Consider the following 8,600-nt stretch of genomic DNA (forward strand, 5'->3'; position numbering starts at 1 on the left):
TACTTAAAAATGCAATTAATATGATTTATGAAAAAATAATCTTTCATTTCTTTTTAAACTTCAACGTAAATAAGCCGTCAGGCTAATAATATCTCTTGATATATCTTAGGTTGACGGCTATGACGTTATCGTGAAAATGTAGTTACTTAATTAGAGTGTATATTATGTTACTTGCTCATTTCTTTTGATTTTTCTATACAATCTTCCATAGCTTTTATAACTGCATTTCTTAAGCCTTTTTCTTCTAATGTTTTTACAGCTTCTATAGTAGTTCCACCTGGTGAACATACCATATCTTTAAGTTCTCCAGGGTGTTTACCACTTTCAAGTACCATTTTAGCAGAACCCATTACAGCTTGTGATGCAAATTTATAAGCTTGAGGTCTTGGCATTCCAGCAGCAACTGCAGCATCTGCCATAGCTTCTATAAACATAAATACATATGCAGGCGCAGAACCACTAACTCCGATTACTGCATCTATTAAATATTCTCCTACAACTTCACTTTTACCAAATGAATCAAATATATTTTTAACAATATTTAATTCTTCATCAGTTATATTTTGATTTTTACAAAGTGCACTCATTCCTTCATTTACAAGCGCAGGCGTATTTGGCATAGTTCTTATTATCTTTTTATCATCTCCTATGACTTTTTCTACTGAAGCTATAGTTTTTCCAGCTGCTATTGTTACTATTATCTTTTCATTATCTATAAGGTCTTTTACAGATTCTAATACTCCATCATATACATTAGGTTTTACTGCTACTATTACTATATCTGAGTTTTTTACTACTTCCCTCGAATTCGTTGTTGTATTTACTTTAAATTCACTTTTTACAGCATCTAATGCGCTTTGACTTAAATTTGATGCATTTATCATATCTGGTGATACTAGTTTTGATTTTACTATTCCGCATATCATAGCTTTTGCCATATTTCCACATCCGATAAATCCTATTGTTTTATTCATATTATTTCTCCTTATAATATCTCGTGTACGCGATTACACAAGACTGTATTTTAATTTTCTTTTAAAAGTAATTTCATAATGACCTGCAATTAAAAGCCTGTCTCCTTGTCTTTGTATCTAATTTTAAAATACTATAGTAGTGTAAATTTGTCTATATATTATTGCTAAATATTAACATTAAAAAATCCTTATCAGACTTGAGATGGCTTAAAATATGTTTTTTTATTCTTTTATTTTAATGTAATATATTTTTACACCCGTTAATACTTATACTAAAGGGGGGGGATTTTATGGATGTACAAACATATATTAACAAAGGTATTCTTTTTAGTCTTATATTAGGAACTATTCTTCATTTTACATATCAAATATCTGGTAAAAATAAAATTGTTGGGTATTTTTCCGCTACAAATGAAAGTGTGTGGGAACATATAAAGTTATCTGTTTTTCCAATTATAATATACACACTTTATACATATTTTTTTGAATTTGATAGAAATATAAATAATATGTTTTTTGCTTTAGGTATTGGTGTGCTTTTATCTGTTATTATAGTTCCTACTTTATTTTATATTTATATAAAGTTTACAAAGACTCCTGTACTTCCTTTTGATTTAACTATATTTCTTATAGCTGTAGTAGTTCCTTTTAAGGTTATGCAAAAGATTATTTTACTTCCTGAGTTACCAGTTATTTTTAATGTTATTGGTCTTATTATTTTATTATTAGTTGTAGGGGCATTTTTTCTTTTTACATATAACCCACCTGATAATAAAATATTTAAAGAAGGTGTTTATTAATACTAGATAAAAAGCCTACTATAACCAATTAGTTGTAGTAAGCTTTTTATCTATTTATCCATACTATTATAACTTCATTTATAAATAAAGCTTAGTTTCTATTCTTCTATCGTACTCAGACCATCTACCACTTTCATTATTTTCCTTAATTTGAGTTATTTTATTCATAGTTGCATCAACAGTATCGGCATAATTTAATATAAAAGACTCTTCCATATTAGCAGCTCTTGGTGAACCATATTCAACTTTTCCATGATGTTGTATTATACACCCTTTAATCCTTCTTATAAAATCTTCACTGAAAGTATTATCAATATTATTTAAAGCTCTATCTATTAATTGAATTCCTATAGCAATATGTCCTTCTAACTCACCTTGTAAAGTATATTTAAATGGTCCATTATAGTCAAGCTCATACATTTTTCCTATATCATGTAGTTTTGCACTTAATACTGCTGTTTCTCTTCTTTTGCAATCGTATCTATCACAAAGTACCTTTGTTAAATACATTACATTAAGAGTATGTTCGCAAAGTCCACCTATGTAGTTGTGATGCATAGAAACTCCACCTATAGCTTGTTTAAACTTTTTCAAGAATTCTTGGTCTTTAAAGAAGTAATCATTTAAACTTATACCTTCTTGAGATGTAATGCATTCTTTTGATATTTCATCTATGTCATTCATTATATCTTCAATAGGTCTTTTAACTGTTGGTAGATAATCTTCTAAATTAGAATTTGTTGTTATTTTGAAGCTTGAAACATCTAATACTGTTTCTTTTTTGCAGTTTATTTCTATTACTTGTCCTATTGCTAACTTACTTTTAGCAGGTAATTTAGCTTTTATCTGTCCACTTTTATCACTAAGCATATATACAGATTTATCACCGTCTTTATAAAGACGTTTCATTATCATAAGTGATGTTTTTAAATTGTCGTTTTCTTTTATATCTTTTAAAAATATTTTTTTATGACTCATCTATTTACACCCATTTCCTTATTATTTCTATACTTATTACTTGTATTATTTGAGTTTTTATAAATTATATTCTTAGAAGCTACATTAGTATTTATTTTAGGTATAAGTATAGCCCTGAAATAGATATCGACTACTTCAAGGCTATGTTTTTTTGACTTTTGTAAAAATTGATATTAATAACAAAAAGTCCCCTTTTCATTAAAGGGGACTTTTATGTGTTATACATTAATTAAAATTCAATTATTAGCTAGCTTTTTTTGAATCTTTATTTGAATTTTTTACATATTTATTTTCATATACAGTATATAATATTAAAGCAATTAATCCAAATACTACTGGCCCTGCTATCATCATTATAGTATCAAATGGCTTACCTGATTTCATTGGCTCTATTATAGTGAATATATTAGCAAATCCAACCATAACACCTATTATAACAGAAGCAAATAAAGATACTTTGTATGATTTATAAATTACAAATGGCTTTTCTATCTTACCTTCTAATTGCTTTTTCTTAAATGCTGGGAAAGCAGAAGATAAGAATATATATGGTATTGTCATTGCAACATTTGTCATAAGAACTAATGTTGTGAAGAACTCATTAGCTTTCTTACCTCCAAATGATATTAATAATATCATAACTACAACCATTCCAGCTTGAACTTTCATAGCCTTTATTGGCATACCATTTTCTATTTCTCCTAATTTTCCAGGCCATAATTCTTTTGGAGCACCTTGGATTAAAGTTTTAAGCGGAGAATATGTTAATGTAAAGAATGCTCCAGTAAATGCTAAGAACATTGAGAATCCAACAAATCTAGCAGCCCATGCACCCATAGTTAAAGAAACTGCTTCAGTCATTCCAGTTGATTGACCTAATTGATATCCTAAGTTGTTCATAAGAACATATGCAACGTTACCCATATGTATATTATCAGAAGATAATACATCACTCCAATTAGTAAACATACCACAAGCGAATATACCAACTGTATATCCTACAGATATAACTACTGCTGATATTGCAAGACCTTTAGGGAACGTTTTTTCAGCATTTTCAGTTTGATCAACTAATCCACCTAAAACTTCAAGTCCACCAAATGCAAATATTGCAAATGTTACAAATCCTAATACAGATGATGATGTTGCATAAGCTGGATTCGGAGAATGAGTAAATGCTTTTGCTACATCACTTATTGGCTCTGCAAATTGACCACCATTTAAAATAACTACTGCAATTCCTCCTACAAGTAACACTATGTTTAATAATGCAACAAATGTACCACCTACAGAAGTAATTTTTGTTATTTTCTCAACACCTTTACTACCTATAATTGTAACAAATACTATCCATATCATTCCTAGTATACCTAAAACTTGTGTAGAACTTAATCCAAACATGCCCCAAGTAGATGTTAAATCTGCTCCAAATATTGCATTTGAAAGCGGTATCCATATAGATGAAGATACGTTTACCATCCATACAACATAAGAAGCATACCACATGAATGTTCCTATGAATGCGTATTTAGGTCCTATAGACTTTTCCATCCAAGAATACATTCCTCCACTTTCTTTTTTGAAAGCTGCCCCGTATTCGGCCATCATAAATGCATAAGGTATAAAGAATACCACTGCACTTAGCATATACCATGGTATTGCAGCATATCCCATTAGATAAAATGATCTTGGCATATTGGCAAAACCAAACACTGATGTAAATATCATCAGAATTAAAGCAGTTAAATTAAGTTTTTTAGTACTGTTTGTGTTTCCACTCATTTTTGCACACCTCATATAAGTTATTTTCTTTTAATTAACTTATTGTAACTAATTATGATACTTTAAAATATTAAGTTGTATAAGGCAACATATCTATTATTTAAACTATTACAATAGATTAACCAAAAGATAAATATAAGTATAACACCTCCCTCTTTTTTCGACAATGTTTTTTAAATAAGATTATATTTTCTATATTTTCTATATTTTCTTTTTAATTACATGTTTAATTGACTTTATTTAACAAAAAAATACAAGATATGGCATTTGATGAACAGCACCCCATTTTGTAGACTCAGTAAACAAGATACTGTTTGAACTTAACCCGATTTGGTAGACACTATAAAAAGTCTACTTAGCCGGGTTGATTTTTCAAATTCTATAGGAGATATCTTGGCAACGAATTTAAAAAGCAATATTAGATTTTAAGTTTTTAATGTCTATTTTCTTATAAATAATAAAGAGGGTGTCTCAAAATGATTTTTATAATTATTAGAGGCACTTTTTTCTATTAAAACATATACATTTGCATAGTTTTTGCAAAGAAAAGGAGCTCATCTCTATTTTGAGATAGCCCCTTCCCTCTATTTAGTATGAAAAATTATAGTTTTATAAATAATTTTTAATTCTAATGCTGTCTTTCAAAACTTCCACAATCTGTACATTCTTTAGTTGTAGCATCCTCTTCATGCTTAACTACTTTAATCTCATCAAGACTACACTTTTCAACTGTTTTAGCATGATATTTACATTCATGTACATTACATCCAATACTAGAATTTATATTTTGATGCATATCAAAACCTCCTTTAAATTAGTCTAAAGATATTATTAGCCTTTTTAGATTAATTTATTCTAATAAACAAATTTATAGGATAGCATTAAATTAATAAAATAAAAAAACGTAGGCTTTGCCTACGTTCTATTTTTCAAGTTATATTATATATATTTACATTCCATCTTGGCACTGAGGTAATTTTGCACATTCAGATACCCCTTTATTCATTTCTTTAGCACATTGAGCTACACTTTTACCGCCTTCTGTCTTAGCCATTTCAGATACAGCATTTGCTGCAAATGCAGAATTAGAAGAAGCTAAAAGCATCACTCCAACCGCAGCTATAGATAATAATTTTTTCATAATTTCTACCTCCTACATTTATTTTAATTAAATTATAATCGTAAGTTGTGAAGAAATTATGAAGATAAATACTTAAAGAATATTAATAATAATTGTCATACTATATTACTTATGTTATCTATAAAAAAGAGATATTTTTTCCTTTTATTTATAACTCTTGTTTATATAGCATTTTTATCCTATACATATAATATTTTTCTTCACGAATCATATGATTTGAAATTAAACTAAGTAATTCTTTATCTGATAGATTTTTAACTTCTTCATGTAAATTTTCAAATAAATCCATAAAATATCTAGATCGTTTAATATATTTACATTCAATAGGTGCTAAATTTACATCTGCAGGATCAGGTTTTATAATACCAATTTCCCTTCAAACCATACTTAGAAAATCAGCTTTTGCCAGCGGATTAGTACTATTGCCAGGTGAATTAATAATGGGGATTATGATGTTTATAGCCGGCCGTCTATTTGATAAATATGGTATAAAAAAATTAGCTATACCTGGTATTATTCTATTGATTGTTTCTTCTATTCCTTTTTCAAACTTGCATAGGGATATATCTACTATGTCTATTACTGTGTTGTATGCAATTCGATATATTGGAATAGCACTTGTTATAATGCCATTGCAAACAGCTGGAATGAATGATTTACCTAATAAACTGTTGCCATATGCATCTGCCGTTATTAATATGTCTAAACAAGTAACAGAGTCTCTTGGGTGTGCAATATTGACAACTTGTCTAATGTTACTACTTCTAATGCTCCGGATAAAGCTCTTGCTAAAGCAAATATGGAACTTTATAAATTAGGAATGTTGGATGCTATGTTGAAAGGTATTAATACTACATTTATGATTATTACCGTTTTAGCTATAATTTCTTTAATTATATCATTCTTCTTAAAGGATAAAAAGAAAAACAACAACATTATTGAAAATAATAATGAAGAACAGATTGCATAACTGCAAATAATAAAAGAGAGGATACCCTCTCTTTTTTATTTTCTTCTTCTAATACCTTAATCCTTTGTATCATTAAATAAGATATTTAATTTATTTATTCATATTATTTTCTTGCGCTTTTTTTACATTCTCTAGTTCTTCAATAAAGTCTTTCGCTTGATCATAATCTATATATAACAAGCAAGATATATCATCTATCTCTTCACTTATTCTAGTAGTTATTCTTACATGGTCTTCTAATTCTTTTGTATCAAATTTATATATCAAGTCTAAATGCTTTTTTTCTCCATTTATAATTACATCTATACTATTTTCTTCTATTTCTATATCTACATCCCTTTGTGTATCGCTCATAGATATGTTTTTGAATTTAGTATATTTAAAAGAATGTCCTTTGTAATCAAATCTATTACTTTCTTTTATTTGATTTAGTATATATTCACCATCTTCAACTGCGTCTGAAAATTTATCTTCTTCGTAAAAATAATATTTAGCAAAGTAATCTAATTTATATTTACCCATAGTGCCCTCCTAAGTTTTTAATATAAATTAGTATTTGTAAAATTCCTGTAATTAAACACAATCTTATTCAATGATATGTTTTTGAAATCTTAATATTTTTATTCAATCTACACATAATACATATAAATATTAAAAAAAGGTTGGTATAAATATGAAAGATAAAAAAATTAATATATTTAAAATACTATTTTATACTGTATATATATTTTCTACAGTATTCTTTGCATTTAAAGGTGAATATGGCAAAGTTGGATTAAGTGCACTTTGTTTAGTTATAACATTTATATTAAGTAAAGCATATTCAAAGAATTTGGCTATATTAGATAGAAACTTATTTATAGTTGGTAATTTATTTATACTATCTTCATTCTTACTAGGTTCCTGTTATGGTCTTTATGACAAAATAAAATATTATGATGATTTTCTACATTTTGTATCAGGATTTATCTCTGTTAAAATCGGATGGAATATATTAAAGGTTACAAAAGAAAAAAATATAGTGAGTAAAATATTAATCTTTATTGTTATTTTTTTCTTTAGTATAGGTATATCTGGTGTTTTGGAAATATCTGAATATATATTAGATATATTGTTTAATATGGATAATCAGCCAGGTGGATTAAAAGATACAATGCAAGATATGATTGATGCTTTAGTTGGCGCTTTTATAATGATTATATATTATTATAAGAAATAGATATATTACAAGGATATAAAATGTTTATTAAATTCACAAGTACTAAATATATAGCTTTATAAATTAACGAAAATTTTTCAAGAGCTGATAAAAAAATCATTTTGAAAATTTATAAATAAAATTGCTAAAAAAAGAAAGACTAATATTGATTTGAAAAAAGAGGAGGTTTTAATTTTGAAAGTAAGAGATATAATGACAACAGATGTATCATATGTAACAGCAGGTTCTAATATAACAAACGCAGCAGATATTATGAAATCTTTAGATGTTGGAATAGTTCCTGTTTGTGATAAAGATCAAGCTCCTGTTGGAGTAGTAACAGATAGAGATATAGTTTTAAGAAGTGTTGCTGACAATAATAATGCTAATCAGAATGTAGAAAATATAATGAGTAAAAATATTGTAAGTGTAAGTCCTGATACAGATGCTCATGAAGCAGCTACATTGATGGCTCAAAATCAGATAAGAAGATTACCAGTAGTTGAAAATAACAAGATTGTTGGAATGCTTTCACTAGGTGATTTAGCAAATGTAAATATACATGTGAATGAAGCAGGCGAAGCTTTAAGTTCAATTTCAAAACCAGGCAATGAGATAAAATAAATAAATAAATCAAAAATAACCTATAGAATGAACTCTTTTTTTATTGTTCATTCCATAGGTTAAATTATATAGAAACTATTCTTTTATATATATTATCTATCTACAAATATAGGTATTTCCATCAACAGACTGA

The 8,600-nt window shown here is 27.4% G+C and carries 12 protein-coding genes; 5 read left to right on the top strand and 7 right to left on the bottom strand.

Features of this window, described 5'->3' with window-relative positions:
* Positions 1-167: 167 nt before the first annotated feature.
* The gene (proC, locus tag AC11VW_RS10255) at positions 168-974 is read right to left on the bottom strand and encodes a pyrroline-5-carboxylate reductase (protein WP_484301320.1); all 807 of its coding nucleotides are present in this window, start codon (positions 972-974) and stop codon (positions 168-170) included.
* A 290-nt stretch (positions 975-1,264) separates the two neighbouring features.
* On the opposite strand from proC, the gene AC11VW_RS10260 reads away from it, so the two are divergent.
* Positions 1,265-1,774 (top strand): DUF6512 family protein, encoded by a 510-nt coding sequence (locus AC11VW_RS10260; RefSeq protein ID WP_484301321.1) that lies wholly within the window; start codon positions 1,265-1,267, stop codon positions 1,772-1,774.
* Positions 1,775-1,852: 78 nt separating this feature from the next.
* Here AC11VW_RS10260 and AC11VW_RS10265 read toward each other — a convergent pair whose 3' ends face one another.
* From AC11VW_RS10265 to AC11VW_RS10285, 5 genes are all read right to left on the bottom strand, one after another.
* A complete protein-coding gene (locus AC11VW_RS10265) occupies positions 1,853-2,752 on the bottom strand; it encodes an HD domain-containing protein (RefSeq protein ID WP_484301322.1) in 900 nt (299 codons plus the stop codon).
* Positions 2,753-2,995: 243 nt separating this feature from the next.
* Complete coding sequence (gene yjeM / locus AC11VW_RS10270; RefSeq protein WP_484301323.1) at positions 2,996-4,534, bottom strand: glutamate/gamma-aminobutyrate family transporter YjeM; 1,539 nt, start codon at positions 4,532-4,534, stop codon at positions 2,996-2,998.
* Positions 4,535-5,162: 628 nt separating this feature from the next.
* The gene (locus AC11VW_RS10275) at positions 5,163-5,330 is read right to left on the bottom strand and encodes a DUF1540 domain-containing protein (RefSeq protein WP_484301324.1); all 168 of its coding nucleotides are present in this window, start codon (positions 5,328-5,330) and stop codon (positions 5,163-5,165) included.
* 153 nt (positions 5,331-5,483) lie between these two features.
* Complete coding sequence (locus tag AC11VW_RS10280) at positions 5,484-5,675, bottom strand: hypothetical protein (RefSeq protein WP_484301325.1); 192 nt, start codon at positions 5,673-5,675, stop codon at positions 5,484-5,486.
* Positions 5,676-5,823: 148 nt separating this feature from the next.
* Positions 5,824-5,964 carry a hypothetical protein gene (locus AC11VW_RS10285; protein ID WP_484301326.1) on the bottom strand — a complete coding sequence of 47 codons (141 nt, stop codon included), beginning with the start codon at positions 5,962-5,964 and terminating at the stop codon, positions 5,824-5,826.
* 34 nt (positions 5,965-5,998) lie between these two features.
* Here AC11VW_RS10285 and AC11VW_RS10290 point away from each other — a divergent pair, with 34 nt between their 5' ends.
* On the top strand, positions 5,999-6,493 hold the full coding sequence (locus tag AC11VW_RS10290) for an MFS transporter (protein ID WP_484301331.1): 495 nt from the start codon (positions 5,999-6,001) through the stop codon (positions 6,491-6,493).
* Complete coding sequence (locus AC11VW_RS10295) at positions 6,421-6,645, top strand: hypothetical protein (protein ID WP_484301327.1); 225 nt, start codon at positions 6,421-6,423, stop codon at positions 6,643-6,645. Before AC11VW_RS10290 ends, AC11VW_RS10295 begins: the two co-directional genes overlap by 73 nt.
* Before the next feature lie 90 nt (positions 6,646-6,735).
* Here AC11VW_RS10295 and AC11VW_RS10300 read toward each other — a convergent pair whose 3' ends face one another.
* Positions 6,736-7,167 (bottom strand): hypothetical protein, encoded by a 432-nt coding sequence (locus AC11VW_RS10300; protein WP_484301328.1) that lies wholly within the window; start codon positions 7,165-7,167, stop codon positions 6,736-6,738.
* Between the two features lie 151 nt (positions 7,168-7,318).
* On the opposite strand from AC11VW_RS10300, the gene AC11VW_RS10305 reads away from it, so the two are divergent.
* Together AC11VW_RS10305 and AC11VW_RS10310 are read left to right on the top strand one after the other, a co-directional pair.
* Positions 7,319-7,864, top strand: coding sequence for a DUF2238 domain-containing protein (locus AC11VW_RS10305; RefSeq protein WP_484301329.1), 546 nt, complete (start codon positions 7,319-7,321; stop codon positions 7,862-7,864).
* Between the two features lie 174 nt (positions 7,865-8,038).
* Positions 8,039-8,467 (top strand): CBS domain-containing protein, encoded by a 429-nt coding sequence (locus AC11VW_RS10310; protein ID WP_484301330.1) that lies wholly within the window; start codon positions 8,039-8,041, stop codon positions 8,465-8,467.
* Positions 8,468-8,600 lie beyond the last annotated feature (133 nt).

The sequence above is a fragment of the Romboutsia sp. genome (assembly GCF_056995035.1).

Excerpts from the sequence above, each read along its gene's own strand:
- proC (WP_484301320.1), bottom strand. The coding sequence starts at position 974 with ATGAATAAAACAATAGGATTTATCGGATGTGGAAATATGGCAAAAGCT.
- AC11VW_RS10260 (WP_484301321.1), top strand. The coding sequence starts at position 1,265 with ATGGATGTACAAACATATATTAACAAAGGTATTCTTTTTAGTCTTATA.
- AC11VW_RS10265 (WP_484301322.1), bottom strand. The coding sequence starts at position 2,752 with ATGAGTCATAAAAAAATATTTTTAAAAGATATAAAAGAAAACGACAAT.
- yjeM (WP_484301323.1), bottom strand. The coding sequence starts at position 4,534 with ATGAGTGGAAACACAAACAGTACTAAAAAACTTAATTTAACTGCTTTA.
- AC11VW_RS10275 (WP_484301324.1), bottom strand. The coding sequence starts at position 5,330 with ATGCATCAAAATATAAATTCTAGTATTGGATGTAATGTACATGAATGT.
- AC11VW_RS10280 (WP_484301325.1), bottom strand. The coding sequence starts at position 5,675 with ATGAAAAAATTATTATCTATAGCTGCGGTTGGAGTGATGCTTTTAGCT.
- AC11VW_RS10285 (WP_484301326.1), bottom strand. The coding sequence starts at position 5,964 with ATGGATTTATTTGAAAATTTACATGAAGAAGTTAAAAATCTATCAGAT.
- AC11VW_RS10300 (WP_484301328.1), bottom strand. The coding sequence starts at position 7,167 with ATGGGTAAATATAAATTAGATTACTTTGCTAAATATTATTTTTACGAA.
- AC11VW_RS10305 (WP_484301329.1), top strand. The coding sequence starts at position 7,319 with ATGAAAGATAAAAAAATTAATATATTTAAAATACTATTTTATACTGTA.